The sequence below is a fragment of the Promicromonospora thailandica genome, from assembly GCF_024171955.1.
Classification (GTDB): Bacteria; Actinomycetota; Actinomycetes; order Actinomycetales; family Cellulomonadaceae; genus Promicromonospora; species Promicromonospora thailandica.
In genome coordinates this window covers 120,400-140,992 of sequence record NZ_JAMTCS010000002.1, presented here as the reverse complement: position 1 = coordinate 140,992, position 20,593 = coordinate 120,400, and the positions used below count along the sequence as shown (strand labels likewise).

The following is a 20,593-nucleotide window of genomic DNA, read 5'->3' as shown; positions in this document are numbered from 1 at the left end:
CCCTGCGGTCACGCGTGGACCAGCGAGGACAGCACCGACGTGAAGAACGTCAGCCCGTCGGTCCCGGCGCGCGGACCCTCCTCGGAGGCCGGGCCGAAGCCGGGCTCGACGGCGTGCTCCGGGTGCGGCATGAGCCCCACCACGTTGCCGCGCTCGTTCGTGATGCCCGCGATGTCGCGGCGGGAACCGTTGGGGTTCCGGCCGTCGTAGCGGAAGACGACGCGACCCTCGCCCTCGAGCTCGTCGAGCGTGCGCTCGTCGGCGACGAACTGCCCGTCCTGGTTCTTCAGCGGGATCGTGATGCGCTGCCCGCGGCGGAACTCGTTGGTCCACGCCGTCCGCGCGTTCTCCACGATCATGGCCTGCTCGCGGCACACGAAGTGCAGGTGGTCGTTCTTGACCATCGAGCCGGGCAGCAGGTGCGCCTCGGTCAGCACCTGGAAGCCGTTGCAGATGCCCAGCACCGGCATCCCGCCCTTGGCGGCGTCCACCACCGCGGCCATCGCCGGGGCGAACCGGCTGATCGCGCCGGCGCGCAGGTAGTCACCGTAGGAGAAGCCGCCGGGCAGCACCACGGCGTCGACGTCGTGCAGCGACTCGTCCGCGTGCCACAGCGAGACGGCCTCGGCGCCCGCCAGGCGCACGGCGCGCGCGGCGTCCCGGTCGTCGAGCGTGCCGGGGAAGGTGATGACGCCGATCCGGGCGCCGGTGATGCCCGTGGCCACGGACGTCGGCGCGGTCGCCGACATCAGGCGTTCACCGCGGCGACCTCGGCCGACGCGTCGGTGACCGACACGACGTCCTCGATGACCGGGTTGGACAGCAGGGTGGTGGCGGCCTCGCGGGCAGCGGCGAGGATCTCCGGCGTCACCTCGCCGTCCACCTCGAGCTCGAACCGCTTGCCCTGACGCACACCGGAGAACTGGGTGAAACCGAGGCGCGGCAGCGCCCCGACCACGGCCTTGCCCTGGGGGTCCAGGATCTCGGGCTTGGGCATGACCTCGACGACGACGCGTCCCACGAAGGCTCCTTGCTGAGGGGAATGACGAGGGGGATTCCGGGGACGAGTCTACCGGCGCGCCGGGGTGCCCCGCCCTGTGATCTCCGCGCTACGGGACGGAGACCTCGCCCCGCTCCGCCGCGCGGGCGATGTCGGTGCGGTGGTGCGACCCCTTGAGCTCGATGCGCGCCACGCCCTCGTAGGCCCGGCGGCGGGCGTCGGCGAGGTCCGAGCCGAGCGCGACCACGGACAGCACGCGGCCGCCCGCGCTGACCAGCTCCCCGGTCTCGGTGAGTCCGGTGCCCGCGTGCAGCACGTGCACCCCGGGCAGGGCCTCGGCGTCCTCGACGCCCGTGACCGGGTCGCCCGAGCGGGCCGAGGCCGGGTAGCCCTCCGACGCGACGACGACCGTGACCGACGCCTCGGACCGCCAGCGCAGCGGCTCCAGCCCGGCGAGCCCACCCCGGGCCGCCGCGAGCATGACCTCGGACAGCGGCGTGGCGAGCCGGGCCAGCACGGACTGCGTCTCCGGGTCGCCGAAGCGGGCGTTGAACTCGACCACGCGGGTACCCCGGCTGGTGAGCGCGAGCCCCACGTACAGCACGCCCGAGAACGGGGTGCCGCGCCGCGCCATCTCGTCCACGGTGGGCTGGGCGATGCGGGACACGACCTCCTGCACCAGGCCCGACGGCGCCCAGTCCAGCGGTGTGTAGGCGCCCATGCCGCCGGTGTTCGGGCCGGCGTCGCCGTCGCCCACGCGCTTGAAGTCCTGCGCCGGCACCAGGGGGACCACCGTCGCGCCGTCGCACACGCAGAACAGGGACACCTCGGGGCCGTCGAGGTACTCCTCGACCACCACGCGGCCGCCCTCGTGCGCCAGGCAGGCCGCACCGTGCGCGAGCGCCTGGGCGCGGTCGTCGGTCACCACGACGCCCTTGCCCGCCGCGAGCCCGTCGTCCTTGACCACGTAGGGCGCGCCGAACGCGTCCAGCGCGGCCTCGAGCTCGTCGACGTCGGTGCACACGTGCGCCATGGCCGTCGGCACGCCGGCGGCGGCCATGACCTCCTTGGCGAACGACTTCGAGCCCTCCAGGCGGGCCGCCTCGCCCGACGGCCCGAACACCGGGATGCCGGCCGCGCGGACCGAGTCGGCCACGCCCGCCACCAGCGGCGCCTCCGGGCCGACGACGACGAGCTCGGCGCCGACCTGCTCGGCGAGCGCCGTCACCGCCGCGCCGTCCAGCGGGTCCACCGTGTGCAGGGTGGCCAGGGCCGCGATGCCGGGGTTGCCCGGGGCCGCGTGCAGCTCGTGCGCCGCGGTCCCGGCCGCGGTCTCCCGGTGCAGGGAGTGGATGATGGCGTGCTCGCGGGCACCGGTACCGATGACGAGGATCTTCACAGTGGCGGAGGGCTTTCTCGGTGGGTACGGACTCAGCGGGTGTGTCAGCGGGTGTGTCAGCGGCTGTGGATGAGGTCGTGGACGGGGATGATCTCGTCACGCTTCGGGCCCACGCCGATGGCGGAGATCCGCGTGCCCGACATCTCCTCGAGCGCCTTGACGTACGCCTGCGCGTTCTTCGGCAGGTCCTCGAAGGAGCGGGCCCGGGAGATGTCCTCCCACCAGCCGTCGAGCTCCTCGTAGACCGGCTTGGCGTGGTGGAACGCCGTCTGGTCGGTGGGCATCTCGTCATGGCGCACGCCGTCGACGTCGTAGGCCACGCAGACCGGGACCTTCTCCAGGCCGGTGAGCACGTCGAGCTTGGTGAGCACGATGTCGGTGAGGCCGTTGATGCGGGTCGCGTACCGGGCGATCACGGAGTCGTACCACCCGGTGCGGCGCGCGCGGCCGGTGGTGACGCCGTACTCGCCGCCGGTCTTGCGCAGGAGCTCGCCCTTGTCGTCGAACAGCTCGGTGGGGAACGGGCCCTCGCCGACGCGCGTCGTGTACGCCTTGATGACGCCGATCACGGAGTCGATGCGGGTGGGGCCGACGCCGGACCCGGTGACCGCACCACCCGCCGTCGCGCTGGACGACGTGACGAACGGGTAGGTGCCGTGGTCGACGTCGAGCATGGTGGCCTGGCCCGCCTCGAACAGGACGTTCTTGCCGGCGTCGAGGGCCTTGTTCAGCTCCACGGCCGTGTCCGTGACCATGGGGCGCAGCCGCTCGGCGTACCGGAGCAGGTCCTCCAGCGTCTCGTCCACGGTGATCGCGCGCCGGTTGTAGACCTTGACCAGCAGGTGGTTCTTCTGGTCGAGCGAGCCCTCGATCTTGGCGCGCAGGATCTTCTCGTCGAAGAGGTCCCACATGCGGATGCCGACACGGTTGATCTTGTCGGCGTACGCCGGGCCGATCCCGCGGCCCGTGGTGCCGATGCGGCGCTTGCCGAGGAACCGCTCGGTCACCTTGTCGATGGTGCGGTGGTAGGGCGCGATGACGTGCGCGCTGCCCGACACGAGCAGGCGCGACACGTCGACACCGCGCTCGATCAGCGCGTCGAGCTCCTCGAACAGCACCTCGATGTCGACCACCACGCCGTTCGCGATGACCGGCACGACGCCCGGCGACAGGATGCCCGACGGCAGCAGGTGCAGCGCGTACTTCTCGTCGTCGATGACGACCGTGTGCCCCGCGTTGTTGCCACCGTTGAACTTGACCACGTAGTCGACGCGGGAGCCCAGGAGGTCCGTCGCCTTTCCCTTGCCCTCATCGCCCCACTGGGCCCCGACGAGCACGACGCCTGGCATGGATCTCCACCTTCTCGGATTGCTTGGTCGCTCCGCGCGTGCGCTCCGTTGGCGCCGGCGAGCCGCGCCCGAGTCTACTTCGTGGCGGCGCGCAGGGCGCGGACCTGCTCGGCCGACGTGCCGGAGTCCGTGAGGAACGTCGCGCAGCGCTGGGCCTCCTGCGCCTCGCCGATGCGGCCGGCCGCCTCCGAGAGCGCGAGCAGGGCGCGCAGGAAGCCCTGGTTCGGCACGTGGCTCGCGGGCACCGGGCCCTGCCCGCGCCAGCCCGCCCGGCGCAGCGCGTCCAGGCCGCGGTGGTAGCCGGTCCGCGCGTAGGCGTACGCCTCGACGTCCCCCGCGGGCGTGCCCGTCGTGAGGGCGCGCTCCGCCAGGACGGCCCAGACCAGGGACGACGCCGGGGCGTCCGCGGCGACCGCCACCGGGTCCTCGCCCGCGGCCAGCCGCTCGCGGGCGTCGGGGAGGTCGTCGGGCAGCAGCGTCGGCGCGGGTCCCTGCAGCAGGTTCTCGTGGGTGCTCATGCGGTGATTCTCACATCCGCGCTCCAGACTCGGACAAAGAGGGACGCACCGGATTGCCCGGGGGCGCCGCGGAGGCGGTGAATTTTGCCTTTCATCCGGTGCGATCGAGCAACAGTCGTTACGCTCGACACATGATCGAGATCGCGACGTCTCCCACGACGACGACGCTCGTGATCGCCGGCGACCTCGACCTCGCCGAACGAGACCAGTTCCCGGAGATCGCGGCGCGCGTGGTCGGCCTGCGCCGGCAGCTGCTCGTCATCGACATGTGCCGGGTCACCTTCATGGACTCGACGGGGGCCGCGTTCCTCATCTCGCTGGCCGACGCCGGCCGCAAGCGCGGCGGCGCCACCGTCATCCGCGGGGCCGACGAGCGAGACCTCTTCGTGCTCGAGGTGTGCGGCGCCATGGAGCTCTTCCGCGTGGACGACGAGCACGCGTGCGAGCCCTCCGCCCCCGACTCGGGCTTCGCGGTGATGACTCCGCGGGACGACGACGTGTCCCCGTTAGCCCACCGCGACGCGTCCACCGCGTAAAACGTTATCCACCCCCTCCTGGCGCCGAAGTAGAACCGTGGCGAGATAGAACTCTGGCGAGATAGAACCGCAGCGAAGTAGAACGGCAGCGCATCCCGTCCGGATGCGCTGCCGTTCTACTTCGCTGTGGTTCTACTTCGCTGTGGTTCTACTTCGCTGCCGTTCTACTTCGCTGCGGTTCTATCTCGCCAGGGTTCTACTTCGGGGGCGTGGGTTGGCGGCGGAGCTTTGCCCACACCAGCTTGCCGCTGCCCGACGGGCGCCAGCCCCACTCCGCGAGCCGGTCGACGATCTGCATGCCGAACCCGCCCAGCCGGTTCGGGTGCCCGTCGGTCGCCACGGGCGGCGCCGGGTTGTTGTCCTCGACCTCGATGCGCAGGCCGTCCCCGGTGTCGTACAGCCGGAGCGCGATGTGCCCCCAGCCGTGCAGCACCCCGTTCGCCACCAGCTCCGAGACCACCAGCTCGGCCTGCGCGGACTCCTCGATGCCCCAGGCCTGACAGGTACGCAGCACGGCGTGCCGCGCCCGGCCGATCGACGACGGCTCGCTCGGCAGCATCCAGCGGCGCCAGCGCGGCGACAGTGCGGTCCCCCCGGCGTCCCCGGTCGGGTCGGGGATGCGGACGACGACGATCGCGACGTCGTCCTCCGGCGCGTCCGCCAGACGGGACAGGAGCTCCTCGCCCACCCCCGCGGCGTCGCGCGCCGTGATCGCGGACGCGGTCTCCAGCAGCGCCTCGAGCCCCAGCCGCAGGGACCGGTCACGCCGCTCGATGAGGCCGTCCGTGTAGAACAGCAGCGTGTCGCCGGCCTGGAGCCGGGCCTGGCCCGTGGTCCGGTCGCGCGAGCCGAAGCCGACCAGCGCGCCTCCGCCCTCGTCGAGCTTGACGACCTCGCCGCCGCGCAGCAGCAGCGGCGGCAGGTGACCCGCGCGCGAGTAGCCGACCGTCCAGGTGTCGGGCTCCTCCTCGCGCGTGAGCGAGGCGTAGACCATGCTCGCGGAGCGCGGGATGCCCATGCCGGCCACGAGCTGGTCGACGCGTTCGAGCACGCGGCTCGGCGTGGACAGCTCGAAGGCGTAGGAGCGCACCACCGACCGGAGCTGACCCATGGTCGCGGCCGCCTCGACGTCGTGCCCCACGACGTCGCCGATCACGATGCCCACCAGCTCCGGCGAGATCTGCAGCACGTCGTACCAGTCGCCGCCCACCTGCGCGTGCTCGGCGTTCGGGGCGTAGTAGGTCCACACGTCCAGGCCCGCGACGTCGGCCTGCTCCGGGAGCATGGCACGCTGCAGGGTCTCGGCCAGGCGGTGCTCGCGCGCGTACATGCGCGCGTTGTCGATGGCGCTGCCCGCGCGGCGGGCCACCACCTCCACGACGGTGCGCAGCGTGTCCGGCTCCTCGGCCTCGACGTACTCGCCGCCCTCGTCCTCGTCCGGGACGATGACGATGAGGCCGAGCACGTCCCGCCGTCCGGCGACGGGGTGCACGACCACCGAGTCGGGGGCCTTGCCCAGCTCGTCCGCGAGGCGCAGGGTCAGGTCGCGCTGCAGCCAGCCGGATGCCGAGTGCGGCGCGTGCGGGATGTCCAGGTGCAGCATGACGGGGCCGTCGATGACGCCGTCGAGCACGTCCTGCACGGAGTCCACGACCTCGAGGATCGGCATCGGGCCCGTGGTCACCGAGTCGCCCAGGGCGTCGGTCTGCGGTCGTCGGCGCAGCGACTTGTCCGCGATGTTGTCGCCCTCGATGTACCGCGCGTGCCGGCGTCCGCGGCCGCTCGGCGGCGAGGAGACGTCGATGCCGGAGGCGTGCTTGAGGCCGTCGTCGTTCACGTAGAAGCCCGCCCAGCGCACCATGGACTGGAGCAGCTCCGCGATGTCGCGCAGCGCGTACGGGTACTCGAGGTCGGTGAGGATCTCGGTGGTCTGCGCGATGAGGTCGAGGTCCTCGCGCTGCTGCCGCTCGACCTCGAGGCTGGCGAGCTGCGCGGCGTGCCGCTCCATGTGCTCGGAGACGTCGACGCTGAAGCCCACCCAGTGCGTGATGCGGTCGCCGTGCCCGGCGCGGGCCGGGGTGAGCGTGAGCTGCGCCCAGCCGTTCGTGCCACCGCGCAGGTGCGAGCGCACCGTCGCGTGCACCTCCTGGCCCGCGTTGACCAGCTCCGTCATCCGCTCCAGGTCCTGCGGCTCGACAAGCATCTCGCCCAGCCGGCGCACCGTGAACCCGGCGAAGTCGCTGAACCGCACGCCCGCGTACCGCTCGAAGGCGCTGTTGGCCCACAGCATCGGCATGCCGTCCTCGGTGGGCCCCGTGAGGAACACCGGGATGCCCACGTTCACGGCGGCGCGCAGCAGCACGTCACCGATCGACGGCGGGAGGGTGCGCGGGATGCCGGTGCCCGCCATGCCCCGGCGCGTCGGCGCGGCGGGTGCGGGGTGCTCGTGCCGGCGCGCGGCCGGGTGCCGCTGCTCGGCGGGCTGGGCACGGTGCGCCCCGGGCGGCGGAACGTCGGGGCGCCCCGACGGCGGCACGCTCTCGGGGGCGGGAACCGGCGTGGTGCCGAAGCGGAAGCCGTTTCCTTCGGGCGATTCGTCCGGTGTCGTGTCGGGGCCGTCCTGGTTCGGGCCGAGGCCGAAGACGGAAAGGCCGGGGTGGCGCGGCTGCGGAGAGGACGGTGTCAGACCGGATGAATCGGTCAAAATGCCCTCCCATCCATGTCTATTGCTCGAGGTGCTGTTCCAGCAGGACATTCAACCGTAGATTGGGACGGTCCGAGATCTGAACCACAACCTCTATCATCGGACCGACACAGCGCCACCACCATTGCTCCCGGAAGGAGAACCGTGCAGGACGGAACATACGACCCCCCGCGCGGTCCGCAGGGCGGGAGCCCCCAGGACCCCGGACAGCAGAACCCCGAGATCGGGGACCCCGCGAGCATCCACGTCATCGTGGGCAAGTCCCGGGCACGGATCGTGCTCTCCGGCGAGATCGACGCCGACATCGGCGGTGACCTGCACGAGGCGACGGCCGCGGCGGAGGAGTCGCGCCTTCCCGTCGAGATCGACGCGCACCACGTGACCTTCATGGACTCGTCCGGTGTCGCGTTCCTCGCGCGCCTCGCGAGCCGCAGCCCGCACCGGGTGCGCGTGCTGCGCGCACCGCCGACGGTGCGCTTCCTGCTGGAGGTCACGCGGATCGGCGACCTGCTGGACATCGTGGACGAGGACCCGGGCTTCGAGCTGGACGACGACGGTCCGGCGGGCCCGCCGTCAGACACCACGCAGGCCCCGGCAGGCGTGGGCGGCCCACCCGCCTCGTGATGCCGAAGTAGAACTGTGGCGAGATAGAACGGGGGCGGAGGTGCTGATCAGCACCTCCGCCCCCGTTCTATCTCGCCACAGTTCTACTTCGGCGGCGCGGGCCGGGTCAGAGCTTCTGGCCCGCCGAGCGGAGCTGCTGGCACGCCTCGACGATGCGGGCGGCCATTCCCGCCTCCGCGCTCTTGCCCCAGGCGCGCGGGTCGTAGGCCTTCTTGTTGCCGACCTCGCCGTCGATCTTCAGCACGCCGTCGTAGTTCTTGAACATGTGCTCGACGACGGGACGCGTGAAGGCGTACTGCGTGTCGGTGTCGATGTTCATCTTGATGACGCCGTTGTCGACGGCCGCGGAGATCTCCTCCGCCGTCGAGCCCGAACCACCGTGGAACACCAGGTCGAACGGCATCTCCTTGCCGATCTCGGCGCCGACGGACTTCTGGATGTCGAGCAGGATCTCCGGGCGGAGCTTCACGGCGCCCGGCTTGTACACGCCGTGCACGTTGCCGAACGTCAGGGCGGTCAGGTAGCGGCCCTTCTCGCCCGCACCGAGCGCGCGGACCGTGGCCAGGCCGTCCTCGGGGGTCGTGTACAGCTTGTCGTTGATCTCGGCGGTGTGGCCGTCCTCCTCGCCCCCGACCACGCCGATCTCGATCTCGAGGATCGTGCGCGCGGCCTGCGAGAGCTCGAGCAGCTCGGCCGCGATCACGAGGTTCTCCTCGATCGGCACGGTGGAACCGTCGAACATGTGCGACTGGAAGGTCGGCAGCCCGCCGTTCTTGACCTGCTCGGCCTCGATCGCGAGCAGCGGCTTGACCCAGGAGTCGAGCTTGTCGGCGGTGCAGTGGTCCGTGTGGATGGCGATGTTGACGCCGTAGCCCTTGGCGACCTCGGTGGCGTAGGCCGCCAGCGCGAGGGAGCCGGAGACGCGGTCCTTCACCGTCGAGCCCGACGCGTACTCGCCGCCGCCCACGGAAACCTGGATGATGCCGTCCGACTCCGCCTCGGCAAAGCCCTGAAGCGCGGCGGTGATCGTCTGCGACGAGGTGATGTTGACCGCGGGGTAGGCGAACTTGCCGGCCTTCGCCCGGTCGATCATCTCGGCGTAGATCTCAGGGGTTGCGATGGGCATCTGGGAAACTCCAAACGAATGGTGAGGTGGGCGGTCGCAAGAGTGTCCAGGGCCGCCCAGGGATGCACCATCGATCTTGCCATGATCCGTCAGCGGTCGTGTGCGCCCGTTCGACAGCCGGGCGGCCGAAACACTGTGGTCGTCATCGACAGGACCCCTTCAGAGCGGCGCGACGCCCGCTGTCCGGAGCCCGGCCACGACCACCGAGCCCAGCACGACGACGACGATCAGCACCCATTCCAGGGCGCTCGGACGCACCCGGCCGACCCGGACCTGCGAGTGGAGCGACCTCGGCGCGCGCATCTCCACCCTGAGCAGCTCGAGGTCCGCTGCGACCTGCGCCATCGGGGTGGCACGACGCTGCAGCCTGGCCCGCACGCTCCGTTCGATGAGCTCGATCGTGCGGGTGCCGCCCTGGTGGTCCGTGATCGTCAGACCGGTCTCCGTGTGCTCGATCAGCGCGATGTCCGACCACGCGAGCTCGTACTGCTTCGACGCGGCACGCGCCACGACGCCGTCAGCCGTGGCACGTAGGAACCGGCCGTCCAGGAGCACCATGAAGACGAACCCGGCGGACACCAGCACGGCGGTGACCCAGGCGTCGGTCACCGAGCCGGTCGTGCTCAGCGGGAACCTGTCGACGGGGTAGTTCGCGAACACGTAGGTGATTCCGACGAACAGCGGGCTGAGCAGGAGGAACAGCCAACCGACGGCCGACCTCCGGCGCGGGTAGGTGTAGGGCAGGCGCGGCGTCCTCGCCCCGCTGCCGCCTGCCGGTGCGGCGCGGTAGCCGCCCGCTCGCGGCGTGTACTCGGTGACCACTGGTTCCTCCTGGACGGCCGAGGTCCCGGTGACCGCGGCGACGGATCCTATCCCGCCGCCGGTTCTCCCGAGCACGCGATCCGGCGGCTCACGCGTGCTGCGTGACCCACGCGTGCATGGCGATCGCCGCCGCCGCACCCGCGTTGATCGACCGGGTGGACCCGTACTGGGTGATGTGCAGGACGACGTCGCACGCGGCCTGCGCCTCGGCGGTGAGGCCGGTGGACTCCTGGCCGAACAGGAGCACGCACTCGCGCGGCAGCGCGTACCCCTCGATCGGCTCCGAGCCGGGCACGTTGTCGATGCCGACCACCGCCAGCCGGCTCCCGTCGGGCCCAGCCGTGGCCGCCCACGCCGCCAGCGCCTCCGCGTCCGGGTGGTGGCTCACGTGCAGGTAGCGGTCGGTGACCATGGCGCCCCGCCGGTTCCAGCGGCGTCGGCCCACGACGTGCACGCCCGCCGTGTTGAAGGCGTTGGCCGTGCGCACCACCGACCCGATGTTGAGGTCGTGCGCCCAGTTCTCGATCGCGACGTGGAACGGGTGCCTGCGGGTGTCCAGGTCGGCGACGATCGCCTCCACGGTCCAGTACCGGTACCCGTCGGTCACGTTGCGGCGGTCGCCGTCGGCGAGCAGACCCGGGTCGTAGCGGGGGTCGTCGGGCAGCGGCCCGGACCAGGGGCCGACGCCCACCTCGCGGGGCGCTTCCTCGGGCAGGTCCTCGGACAGGCGCTCGGGCATGGCCGCCATTGTGCCCCGGGCCGAGACACTAGGCTGACCCGCATGGAGCGGACCACCGAAGCCTGGCTCACGGACATGGACGGCGTGCTGGTGCACGAGGGGACGGCCCTGCCCGGCGGCCCGGAGTTCATCAAGGCGCTGCGCGACAAGGACCTGCCGTTCCTCGTGCTGACGAACAACTCGATCTTCACGCCGCGCGACCTGCGTGCGCGGCTCGCGTACAGCGGCATCGACGTGCCGGAGGAGAACATCTGGACGTCGGCCCTGGCGACCGCGCAGTTCGTCGCGGACCAGATCCCGAACGGCAGCGCGTACGCGATCGGCGAGGCCGGTCTGACGACGGCGCTGCACCAGGCCGGCTTCACGCTCACCGAGTCCGACCCGGACTACGTGGTGCTCGGTGAGACCCGCACGTACTCGTTCGAGGCCATCACCAAGGCCATCCGGCTGATCGTGGGCGGCGCGCGGTTCATCTGCACCAACCCGGACGTCACGGGCCCGTCGCAGGAAGGTCTGCTGCCCGCCGCCGGGTCGGTCGCGGCCATGATCACGGCGGCGACCGGCCGGCAGCCCTACTACGTGGGCAAGCCCAACCCGGTGCTGTTCCGGTCCGCCCTGAACCTGATCGGCGCGCACTCGGAGTCGACGGCGATGGTGGGCGACCGCATGGACACGGACATCCTCGGTGGCATGGAGGCGGGGCTGGAGACGTTCCTCGTGCTCACGGGCTCGACGGCCGTCGAGGAGGTCGAGAAGTACCCGTTCCGGCCGAGCCACGTGGTGAGCTCGATCGCGGACATCGTCGACCGGGTCTGAGCCCGGCGGGGCTCAGGTCAGGCCCGGGATACCGAACCCGTCGATGGTGCCGCCCGACTCGAAGCGCGGGCCGCCCTTCTCCATCGGCAGCACGATGCGGGCGACGTCGGCGACGCGCTTGGCGCGCTCGTGGAGGGTCGTGACGTCGGTGCGGCCCGGCCGCCACAGCAGCACCGACGGGCCCTCGATCCGCAGCCGGGAGCCGTGGAAGTCGGGCAGCATCACGATGTTGGCGAGGCGGGCGTCCAGCGCCCGGCGCGCGAAGAACTCGTCGGACGTGCGCACGAGCCACTGGCCGTCGAAGGCCGGGTTGTCGATCTGCACGTCCTGCGCGCCGAAGAGCTTCTGCCACTTCTCGCGCAGGCCTTCGGGCGACAGGTCCACCACCGGCTCGCCCGGCAGGGCGTCGAGCGCGACGACGTGCGCCGTGCGGCGCAGGCCGAGCCGGCGGCTGTCCCCCTCCGGCGCGCCCGAGCGCCACGTGTAGGTGAACGAGACCATGTCGAACCCGTCGACGTTGCCCCGGACGACGTCGCGGGCCACCCGGTCGATGCCGATGCCGAAGGGCCGGCCGGTCCAGCGCTGGGCCAGCACGGGGTCGGTGCCCACGTACTCCCACCCGTTCGCCTCGGCCCACTGGGCGACGTCCTGCGAACGCCCACGCCGCATGATCCGGGCAGCGCTGACCGTGAAGGTCACGACGCCGGCAACGAGCAGGACTAATGCGACAAAAGGCCCCATGAACGTAAAGATACAGCAGGGCTAGGCAAAAGTCTCCACGAGCAAGTGATATGAGACGGCCACTTTTACGGTATGGCGACCGGCCGCCGGATCAGGCGAGACCGAGGTCCCCGAGGCCGTAGAGGAAGTGGTACGGCACGCCGAGCGCCTCGATCTTCTCGCCCGCGCCCGTGGCCCGGTCGACGATGGTGGCGACGCCGAGCACCTCGGCGCCCGCGGCGCGCGCGGCCTCGATCGCGGTGATCGGCGAGCCCCCGGTCGTGGTGGTGTCCTCGACGACGACGACCTTGCGGCCCGCGATGTCCGGCCCCTCGATCTGGCGCTGCATGCCGTGCGCCTTGGCGGCCTTGCGCACCACGAACGCGTCGAGGTCCTGCCCGCGCGACGCCGCGGCGTGCAGCAGTGCCGTCGCGATCGGGTCGGCCCCCAGGGTCAGCCCGCCCACGGCGTCGACCTCGGCCGTGCCCAGCCCGACCTCCTCCAGGTGGTCGAGGAGCACGTGCCCCACGAGCGGCGCTGCCCGGTGGTGCAGCGTGATGCGGCGCAGGTCGACGTAGTAGTCGGCCTCCTTGCCGGAGGACAGGGTCACGCGGCCGTGCACCACCGCGAGCTCCTTGATGAGCTCGGCGAGCTGCTCGCGCGGGGTCGGGGAGAAGTCAGCGTTCACGGTGCAAGGGTACGTCGCGGCCCGGCCCCGGCCGCGCGGTCAGCGGTAGGAGCCGAGGGCGCGCACGGCCCAGCGCGGCGCCACCCGCAGCAGCGCGGAGGCCGCCTTGTAGCGCGCTGACGGCGTCGACAGCACCACGCCACGGCGCACGTCGGCGAGCGCCGTCCGCACCACGTACTCGGCGTTCAGCCAGCCCCACTCGGGAGCGATCGAGGACTCGGGGACACCGGCCCGCGCGTGGAACTCGGTGTGCGTGAACCCGGGCGAGAGCAGGGTGACGGTGACGCCGGTGCCGCGCAGCTCGGAGGCGAGCGACTCGGTGAACGTGCGCACGTACGCCTTGGCGGCGGCGTACGTGCCGCCGGCGGTGAGGGCGGCGACGGAGCCGACGTTGAGGATCGCGCCGCGGTCGCGCTCGAGCATCTGCCCGACGGCGGCGTGCGTGAGCTCGACCACCGCCTTCACCATGACGTCGATGCTGCGGCGCTCGGTGGTGACGCGGCTCTTCGCGAACCGGGTGCCCGTGGCGAAGCCCGCGTTGTTGACGAGCAGGCCGACGGGCCGCAGGTCGCCCTCCCCCGGCCGGCCGCCGACGACGGCGAGCCGCTGCGCGACCCGCGCGACGTCGTCGGCCACCGAGAGGTCCGCCGGGAGCACCTCGACGGCGACGCCGTGCGCCGGGCCGAGCTCCTCGGCGACCTGACGCAGGCGCTCCGCGTCGCGTGCCACGAGCACCAGGTCGTGCCCTGCGGCGGCCAGCTGTCGGGCGAACTCGAGGCCCAGGCCGGCGGACCCGCCGGTGATCAGTGCGGTGCTCATCCGGCGAGCCTATCGAGCCGGAGTCAGTTCGTCGTGACCTCCTGCGCGCGCTCACGCCGCCGGAGCCAGAGGCCCACGGCCAGCAGGACCGCGATCGCCGCGTACGCCGTCGCGGCGAAGGGGCTGGTCACGAGGTAGGCGAGGTCGCCCTGGCTGATGGCGAGGGAGCGGCGCAGCCGGTCCTCCGCCATGGGGCCGAGGATCATGCCGACCACGAGGGGCGCCACGGGGTACCCGTACCGGCGCATGAAGAACCCGACGAGCCCGACCACCACCAGGAGCAGCACGTCCACGGGCGAGAAGTTCAGCGCGTAGGAGCCGAGCGCGCCGAACAGGAGGATGCCCGCGTAGAGGTAGTGCCGCGGGATGCGCAGCACCTTGACCCACATGCCCACCAGCGGCAGGTTGAGCACGACCAGCATGAGGTTGCCCACGTACAGGCTCGCGACCAGCGCCCACACCAGGGCCGACTGGCTCTGCAGCAGCAGGGGGCCCGGCTGGATGCCGTAGGACTGGAAGGCGACGATGATGATGGCCGCCGTCGCCGTCGTGGGCAGGCCCAGGGTGAGCAGGGGGACCAGCACGCCGGACGCCGCGGCGTTGTTGGCGGCCTCGGGACCGGCGACGCCCTCGATGGCGCCCTTGCCGAACTCCTTGCGCCGCGGGCCGGCGAGCCGCCGCTCGGACGCGTAGGACAGGAAGGTGGCGACGTCGGCGCCGCCCGCCGGGATGGTGCCGACGGGGAAGCCGATCGCGGCGCCGCGCAGCCACGGCTTCCAGGAGCGGCGCCAGTCGTCGCGCCTCATCCAGGTGCGCCAGCCCTTCTCGACCGGGATCACGTGAACCGGACCGTGCCGCATCCGCGACCCCACGTACACGGCCTCCCCGACGGCGAACAGGCCGACGGCGACCACGACCACGTCGATGCCGTCCGCCAGGTTGGGCACGCCGAACGTGAACCGCTGCTGCCCGGTGAGGGTGTCGGTGCCGACCAGGCCGAGGAAGAGGCCGAGCGAGAGCGCCGCGAGGCCGCGCGGCACCGAGCTGCCCAGCAGGGCGCCGACGGTGACGAACGCGACCACCATGAGGGCGAAGTAGTCGGGCTCGCCGAGCTGCACCGCCCAGCGGGCGACCACGGGGGCCAGGAACGTGAGCGCCACGGTGGCGAGCGTGCCGGCGACGAACGAGCCGATCGCGGCGGTGGCGAGCGCCGCCGCCCCACGGCCGGCACGCGCCATCTTGTTGCCCTCGATGGCGGTCACGATCGAGGCGGACTCGCCGGGGGTGTTGAGCAGGATCGACGTCGTCGACCCGCCGTACATGCCGCCGTAGTAGATGCCCGCGAAGACGATGATGGCCGCCGTCGGCTCCAGGGTGTAGGTGAGCGGCAGGAGCAGCGCGATCGCCATGGCCGGGCCGATGCCCGGCAGCACGCCCACGGCGGTGCCGACGAACACGCCGAACAGCGCGTACAGCAGGTACACCGGGTGCAGCACGGTGGTGAAGCCCTCGAGGAGGGCGGCGAGGTTATCCACGGAGGAACGGCACCCCTTCCAGGAGCGGGCCGGGCGGCAGGGACAGCCCCAGCAGGCCGCCGAAGACGACCTGGATCACCAGGCCGAGCACCAGGCCGACCAGGGCGGCACGCCACCAGGGGCGCGCGCCCAGGACGACGGCGGCCGCGGCGAACAGGAGCGCGGCGGCGAACGGCCAGCCGAGCACGTTGATCGTGAACACGTGCACCACGAGGGCGGCCACGAGCAGCCCCACCGTGAGCCAGTCGGTGCGGACGGTCGGGTCGACGTCCTCGCCGCCCTCCTCCTGCCCTGCGCGGCCGGTCAGCACCAGGATCACCAGCACCACGCCCGCCGCGACGAGCATCGCGCCCACGAGGTAGGGGAAGGCGCGCGGGCCGAGCGTGTTCGTCGAGCCGGGCACCACGATGTCGCCGGCGGCCACCAGCACGTACCCGCCGAGCGCCGCCGTGGCGGCGGCGAGCACGAGCTCGCCCCACCGACGGCGGGGCGCGACGACGTCCGCCGCGGGACCGCTGCCGTCCGCGCTCACTGGAGCAGACCGATGTCCCGCAGCACGGACTGCGTCTCCGCGATGTTCTCCTCGAGGTAGGCGTCGAACTCGTCGCCCGCGAGGAACGCGTCGTCCCAGTCCTTCTCCTCGAGCGTCGCCTGCCACGCGTCCGACCCGGCCAGCTCGGTGACCGCGTCGGTCAGCGCCTCCCGCTCCGCGTCGTCGACGGAGCCCGGGGCGACCACACCGCGCCAGTTCGTGAAGACGACGTCGTAGCCCGCCTCGGTGAGCGTCGGCGTGTCCGGCAGGGCGTCCACGCGCTCCTCCCCGGAGACCGCCAGCGCCCGCAGCTCGCCCGCCTCGACCTGCTCGGCGTACTCGCTGACGCCCGAGATGCCCGCGTCGACGTTGTTGCCCAGCAGCGCCGCCAGGGACTCCCCGCCGCCCGAGTAGGCCACGTAGTTGAGGCTCCGCGCGATCTCGTCGGCGGGCAGGCCCGCGGCCTGGAGCAGCATGCCCGCGAGCATGTGGTCGGTGCCGCCCGCCGAGCCGCCCGTCACGGCCACGTCCTTGCCGTTCTTCTCGATGTCGGCCACCAGGTCGTCGACCGTCTCGTACGGCGACTCCGCGGGCACCACGATCACCTCCTGCTCCTCGGTCAGGCGCGCGATCGGCGTCGTGTCCTCGATACGGGCCTGGGACTGGTTGGTCTCCACGGCACCGACCATCACCAGGCCCATCACGAGCAGCGTGTTCGGGTCGGTGGCGTTGGCGATGTTGGCCAGGCCGACGGTGCCGCCGGCGCCGTCGACGTTCGTGACGGTGGCGGTGCCGACGAGCCCCTCCTCCTGGAGGTCGGCCTGCAGGGCGCGGCCCGTCTGGTCCCAGCCGCCGCCCGGCGCCGCCGGGACCACCACGGACAGCTCGTCGATCGCCGCGTCACCACCCCCGGCGTTCGACTCCAGGCTGGAACAGCCCGTGAGGGCCAGGGCCAGGACGACCCCCGCGGGGACGACCCCGGTTCGGACGATACGCATGTCTCCTCCTTGAGCAGTGCGGTGCAGTGCGGTGCAGTGCGGTGCAGTGCGGTGCGGTCGGCGCGAGCGTAGGAGCGCCCGCCGGCGAGGGCCGGGTTGTGGTCGCAACGAACGTTGTGGTCGTTTCGGTCACGGCATTGCGCTACCGCCCCGGCGGCCCGCCGGTGCACACTGGCGTCCGTGAGAAGGGCGATGACGCTCCGGGCGCAGCTGCTGGTGCTGCAGGTCGTCATCGTGCTCGTGCTCGTCTGCACCACCGGCGTGGTCGCTTCCGCGCTGCAGGAACGGCAGCTCCGCGAGGCCTACGTCGACCGCATGACCGGGGTGGCCCAGTCCGTGGCCCGTCTGCCAGTCATCCTCGACGCGTTCGACGACGCCGACCCCTCCGCGACCATCCAGCCCATCGCCGAGGTGATCCGCGAGGCGTCCGAGGTCACCTACGTGGTGGTCACCGACGACCACGGCGTCCGCTACTCCCACCCCGACCCGGAGGAGATCGGCCGCCGCGTCTCCACCGACCCCTCCGTACCCCTGTCGGGCCAGATCTGGACCGGCACCCAGACCGGCACGCTCGGCACGTCGTGGCGGGTCAAGGTGCCCGTCTACGGCGACGCCGCCGACGACGCCTCGCCCGCCCCCGTGATCGGCACCGCGAGCGTCGGCATCCTGGAGTCCGAGCTGCGCGCCGACCTCACCGACGACCGCGGGTGGCTGCTCGCGGCGCTCGCCGCCGCCGCGGTGGTGGGCGTGCTGTGCGCGGCGTGGGTGACCCGCCTGGTGCGGCGGCGCATCTACCTGCTCGAGCCGGAGGACATCGCGGGCCTGCTGGAGACCCGCGGCCTCACCGACGCCCTGCGGTCCCAGTCGCACGAGTTCGCCAACACCGTGCACGTGATCTCGGGGCTGCTGGAGCTGGGCCGCACCCAGGAGGCGGTCGCGTTCATCGAGCGGTCGGGCTACGGCGGGCTGCTCACGGCGTCGTCGGTCGCGCCGGCCGTGCGGTCGCCCGAGCTCGCCGCGCTCCTGCTGGTCAAGACGATCACGGCGCGCGAGCGTGACGTCACACTCGACGTCGACGAGGGCTCCGTCGTGGACGCCCCCGCGACGCCCGAGGCGTCCGCGGTGCACACCGACGCGCTCGTGGTGCTGGGCAACCTCATCGACAACGCCGTCGAGGCCGTGGGTACCGACGGCCGGGTGCGGGTGCTCGTGCACACCGACGCCGGCCACCTGCGCCTGCGCGTGGACGACGACGGCCCGGGCATCCCCGTCGCGCTGCAGCACCAGGTGTTCAAGGCGGGGTTCACGACGAAGGTCACGGGTGAGGCGGGGGCCGGCGGCCCTGGACCGAACCGCTCCGGGCGCCGCGAGCACAACCGGGGCATCGGGCTCGCGCTGGTGCGGCGGGTCGTGGAGCGGCGCGACGGCGAGATCGAGGTCGGCACGGGCGACCTCGGCGGAGCGCGGGTCACGGTCGTGCTGCCGGGTGCCGGGGGCGCCGCGGGCGTGGGTGCCGCGGCTGGTGCGGGTGCGGGTGCCGGGTCCGCCGGGGCGACGTCGTGACCGGGCGGGCCCGCACGCTCGTGGTGGAGGACGACCCGGCGGTCGCCGTCGTGCACCGCGGGTTCGTGGAGAGCCACCCGCGGTTCGTCGTCGTCGGCGAGGCCCGGAACGGCGCGGACGCGCTGCGGCTCGCCGCCGGGCTGCGGCCCGACCTGGTGCTGCTCGACCTGCACCTGCCGGACATCGGCGGGCTCGACGTGCTGCGCCGGCTGCGGCTGCTGCCCGGCCCGCCCGTCGACGTCGTCGCCACGACCGCCGCACGCGAGCTGGACAGCGTGCGCCAGGCGATGGCCGGCGGCGTGGTCGCGTACCTGGTCAAGCCGTTCACCTCGGCCGCGCTGCGGGACCGGCTCGACGAGGTGTGGCAGCGGCGCGAGGACCTGCGCCGCGCCGAGGACACGCTCGACCAGGACGCCGTCGACCAGCTCCTGGCGGGCCCACGGGCGACGGCGCTGCCGCCCAAGGGCCTGTCGGAGCGCAGCCGCGCCCTGGTGCAGGAGGCGCTGGCCCGGCTGTGCGGCTCCCCGGGCGAGGCCGGGAGCGCCGCCGTGCCGCGGGACGCCTCCGCGGCGGAGGTGGCCGGGGCCGTGGGGATGTCGCGCGTCAGTGCCCGCCGCTACCTGGAGCACCTGGTCCGCGAGGGCCTGGCCCAGGTGACGCCCCGCTACGGCGCGACGGGCCGCCCGGAGAACCGCTACCGCCCCACCTGACGCGGGAAGGTCCGCCGCGAGCAGGCGGTGGCGCCAGCGATCCACCCCGGAACCAGGCCTGATCGTCTGATCGGGGCGGACTGTCGACGGGCGGCCGTCAGTGGGTGTGGAGCGGGGCCGAGAGGGGGTCCGGGGCGGGGTGGACCCGGCCGGACGCCGTGTCGTAGGGGAAGCCCTCGCGCACCCAGTACTCGAAGCCGCCGATCATCTCCTTGACCTCGTAGCCGAGCGTCGCGAGCTCGAGGGCCGCCTTGGTGGCCGCGTTGCAGCCCGGTCCCCAGCAGTAGGTGACCACGGGCACGTCGCGGTCGAGGGTCTGCTCGGCCCGCAGCCTGATCTTGCCCTTCGGCAGGTGCACGGCGCCCGGCACGTGGCCCTGGTCCCACGCCTCCTGGGGGCGCACGTCGACCAGCGTGAAGCGGCGCCCGGCGGCGAGGTCGTCGTGCACGTCGGCGACGTCGGTCTCGAAGGCGAGCCGCCCGGCGAAGTGCGCGACGGCGGCGGAGGTGTCCTGGGTGCTCGTCATGACCCGAGTGTGCGGAGCCCGGGCGCCCGCGACAAGGGCCGGGGGCCGCACCGTTCCTGAAGTGTGCGTCAGGCGCGCTACAGCGTGCCCGCGCGCTCCGGCCCGGGCGCAGCGTCGTCCGTCACCGCGTCGCGCAGGAATCGCACGACCCGGCGGGCCTGGAACATCAGCGCGTAGCCGATGGCGAGCACGTGGCCCACCACGCGCATCGTCTCGTTCACCGCGCCCTCCAGCAGGGTGTCCTCGTCGTCCACCACGCCGTCCCGGGCCGACCGCAGGCTGAGGATCCGTGCCCGGTCGTCGGGCCCGAGCTCCTCCAGGAGCTTCGGCACGGTCGCGAGCGACTGCGCGAACGGCGCGTTGCGGTCGAGCACGGGCTTGATGATGTCCTCGGGCTCGAGGAACTTCCCCGCGATGATCACGACGGCCACGATCGAGCGGCGCCGGGTGTAGGCCGCGAGCACGGCGCCCGCCCCGGCGGACGCCCCCATGAGCGCCACGCGCTCACCTCGCTGCTCGTACCGCTCGACCATCTCGTCGAGGCGGTCGAGGCGGTCCTGGAACGAGGCGTCCGAGGACCAGCGCACGCGGAACATCGTGGTCCGCACGCCCAGCGCGCGCCAGGTGCGCAGCGCCTCGCGCTGGAGGTGCACCAGCGGCGGCAGCCGGTCCCCGAGCCCGGGCACGAAGATCACGCGGATGGGCGCCCGGCCGGCGCGGCGCCCCGCGCGCCCGCTGCCCGCCGGGGCGTCGAGGGCACCGGCGCGCAGGGCGTCGTCGGGCACGGCGAACTCGGCGTCGCCGCTGGTCGGGTGCTCGCTCATGTCGCCTCGCTCATGTCGCGCAGGAGGCTACACGCCCGGCCGAGC

Annotated in this window: 22 protein-coding genes; 5 read left to right on the top strand and 17 right to left on the bottom strand. The window is 72.7% G+C overall.

Annotation, left to right across the window (positions count from 1 at the left end; genetic code table 11):
* Positions 1-8 precede the first annotated feature (8 nt).
* The 5 genes from purQ to APR03_RS03760 all read right to left on the bottom strand — a co-directional run bounded on the left by purQ (position 9) and on the right by APR03_RS03760 (position 4,266).
* On the bottom strand, positions 9-749 hold the full coding sequence (gene purQ, locus APR03_RS03780; protein WP_253832946.1) for a phosphoribosylformylglycinamidine synthase subunit PurQ: 741 nt from the start codon (positions 747-749) through the stop codon (positions 9-11).
* On the bottom strand, positions 749-1,021 hold the full coding sequence (gene purS / locus APR03_RS03775; RefSeq protein WP_253832944.1) for a phosphoribosylformylglycinamidine synthase subunit PurS: 273 nt from the start codon (positions 1,019-1,021) through the stop codon (positions 749-751). Before purS ends, purQ begins: the two co-directional genes overlap by 1 nt.
* An 88-nt stretch (positions 1,022-1,109) precedes the next feature.
* Positions 1,110-2,399, bottom strand: a complete 1,290-nt coding sequence (gene purD / locus APR03_RS03770) for a phosphoribosylamine--glycine ligase (protein WP_253832941.1) — start codon at positions 2,397-2,399, stop codon at positions 1,110-1,112.
* Between the two features lie 56 nt (positions 2,400-2,455).
* Positions 2,456-3,748, bottom strand: a complete 1,293-nt coding sequence (locus tag APR03_RS03765; protein WP_253832939.1) for an adenylosuccinate synthase — start codon at positions 3,746-3,748, stop codon at positions 2,456-2,458.
* A 74-nt stretch (positions 3,749-3,822) separates the two neighbouring features.
* Positions 3,823-4,266, bottom strand: coding sequence for a DUF3151 domain-containing protein (locus tag APR03_RS03760; protein WP_253832937.1), 444 nt, complete (start codon positions 4,264-4,266; stop codon positions 3,823-3,825).
* 131 nt (positions 4,267-4,397) lie between these two features.
* On the opposite strand from APR03_RS03760, the gene APR03_RS03755 reads away from it, so the two are divergent.
* Entirely contained in the window at positions 4,398-4,802 is a 405-nt protein-coding gene (locus APR03_RS03755) for an STAS domain-containing protein (RefSeq protein ID WP_253832936.1), read from the top strand.
* Between the two features lie 196 nt (positions 4,803-4,998).
* Here the strand turns inward: APR03_RS03755 and APR03_RS03750 are convergent, their stop codons facing one another.
* Positions 4,999-7,212 carry a SpoIIE family protein phosphatase gene (locus tag APR03_RS03750; RefSeq protein ID WP_253833448.1) on the bottom strand — a complete coding sequence of 738 codons (2,214 nt, stop codon included), beginning with the start codon at positions 7,210-7,212 and terminating at the stop codon, positions 4,999-5,001.
* A gap of 438 nt (positions 7,213-7,650) precedes the next feature.
* Here APR03_RS03750 and APR03_RS03745 point away from each other — a divergent pair, with 438 nt between their 5' ends.
* Positions 7,651-8,130, top strand: coding sequence for an STAS domain-containing protein (locus APR03_RS03745; protein ID WP_253832935.1), 480 nt, complete (start codon positions 7,651-7,653; stop codon positions 8,128-8,130).
* Positions 8,131-8,236: 106 nt separating this feature from the next.
* Here APR03_RS03745 and fbaA read toward each other — a convergent pair whose 3' ends face one another.
* The 3 genes from fbaA to APR03_RS03730 all read right to left on the bottom strand — a co-directional run bounded on the left by fbaA (position 8,237) and on the right by APR03_RS03730 (position 10,826).
* Entirely contained in the window at positions 8,237-9,256 is a 1,020-nt protein-coding gene (gene fbaA, locus APR03_RS03740) for a class II fructose-bisphosphate aldolase (RefSeq protein WP_253832934.1), read from the bottom strand.
* 159 nt (positions 9,257-9,415) lie between these two features.
* Entirely contained in the window at positions 9,416-10,078 is a 663-nt protein-coding gene (locus tag APR03_RS03735) for a hypothetical protein (RefSeq protein WP_253832933.1), read from the bottom strand.
* A gap of 88 nt (positions 10,079-10,166) precedes the next feature.
* A complete protein-coding gene (locus APR03_RS03730) occupies positions 10,167-10,826 on the bottom strand; it encodes a TrmH family RNA methyltransferase (protein WP_372494753.1) in 660 nt (219 codons plus the stop codon).
* A 33-nt stretch (positions 10,827-10,859) separates the two neighbouring features.
* Here APR03_RS03730 and APR03_RS03725 point away from each other — a divergent pair, with 33 nt between their 5' ends.
* Positions 10,860-11,633 carry an HAD-IIA family hydrolase gene (locus APR03_RS03725; RefSeq protein ID WP_253832931.1) on the top strand — a complete coding sequence of 258 codons (774 nt, stop codon included), beginning with the start codon at positions 10,860-10,862 and terminating at the stop codon, positions 11,631-11,633.
* Between the two features lie 12 nt (positions 11,634-11,645).
* Here APR03_RS03725 and APR03_RS03720 read toward each other — a convergent pair whose 3' ends face one another.
* The 6 genes from APR03_RS03720 to APR03_RS03695 all read right to left on the bottom strand — a co-directional run bounded on the left by APR03_RS03720 (position 11,646) and on the right by APR03_RS03695 (position 16,925).
* Positions 11,646-12,374: a type III secretion system chaperone family protein gene (locus APR03_RS03720; RefSeq protein ID WP_253832930.1), complete on the bottom strand. Its 729-nt coding sequence runs from the start codon at positions 12,372-12,374 to the stop codon at positions 11,646-11,648.
* Between the two features lie 91 nt (positions 12,375-12,465).
* Positions 12,466-13,041, bottom strand: a complete 576-nt coding sequence (pyrE, locus tag APR03_RS03715) for an orotate phosphoribosyltransferase (protein ID WP_253832928.1) — start codon at positions 13,039-13,041, stop codon at positions 12,466-12,468.
* Positions 13,042-13,080: 39 nt separating this feature from the next.
* Positions 13,081-13,860, bottom strand: coding sequence for an SDR family NAD(P)-dependent oxidoreductase (locus APR03_RS03710; RefSeq protein WP_253832926.1), 780 nt, complete (start codon positions 13,858-13,860; stop codon positions 13,081-13,083).
* A 23-nt stretch (positions 13,861-13,883) separates the two neighbouring features.
* Entirely contained in the window at positions 13,884-15,395 is a 1,512-nt protein-coding gene (locus APR03_RS03705; protein ID WP_253832924.1) for a tripartite tricarboxylate transporter permease, read from the bottom strand.
* Complete coding sequence (locus tag APR03_RS03700; protein ID WP_253832922.1) at positions 15,388-15,927, bottom strand: tripartite tricarboxylate transporter TctB family protein; 540 nt, start codon at positions 15,925-15,927, stop codon at positions 15,388-15,390. The genes APR03_RS03705 and APR03_RS03700 overlap by 8 nt, the downstream gene beginning before the upstream one ends.
* Positions 15,924-16,925: a Bug family tripartite tricarboxylate transporter substrate binding protein gene (locus APR03_RS03695; protein WP_253832920.1), complete on the bottom strand. Its 1,002-nt coding sequence runs from the start codon at positions 16,923-16,925 to the stop codon at positions 15,924-15,926. Before APR03_RS03695 ends, APR03_RS03700 begins: the two co-directional genes overlap by 4 nt.
* A 180-nt stretch (positions 16,926-17,105) precedes the next feature.
* Between APR03_RS03695 and APR03_RS03690 the strand changes: the two genes are divergently transcribed.
* Positions 17,106-18,488, top strand: a complete 1,383-nt coding sequence (locus tag APR03_RS03690) for a sensor histidine kinase (protein WP_253832918.1) — start codon at positions 17,106-17,108, stop codon at positions 18,486-18,488.
* A complete protein-coding gene (locus tag APR03_RS03685) occupies positions 18,485-19,198 on the top strand; it encodes a response regulator (protein WP_308216433.1) in 714 nt (237 codons plus the stop codon). The genes APR03_RS03690 and APR03_RS03685 overlap by 4 nt, the downstream gene beginning before the upstream one ends.
* A gap of 97 nt (positions 19,199-19,295) precedes the next feature.
* Here APR03_RS03685 and APR03_RS03680 read toward each other — a convergent pair whose 3' ends face one another.
* Together APR03_RS03680 and APR03_RS03675 are read right to left on the bottom strand one after the other, a co-directional pair.
* Positions 19,296-19,724: a rhodanese-like domain-containing protein gene (locus APR03_RS03680; RefSeq protein WP_253832916.1), complete on the bottom strand. Its 429-nt coding sequence runs from the start codon at positions 19,722-19,724 to the stop codon at positions 19,296-19,298.
* Positions 19,725-19,801: 77 nt separating this feature from the next.
* Complete coding sequence (locus APR03_RS03675) at positions 19,802-20,548, bottom strand: alpha/beta hydrolase family protein (RefSeq protein WP_253832914.1); 747 nt, start codon at positions 20,546-20,548, stop codon at positions 19,802-19,804.
* Between the last annotated feature and the right edge of the window lie 45 nt (positions 20,549-20,593).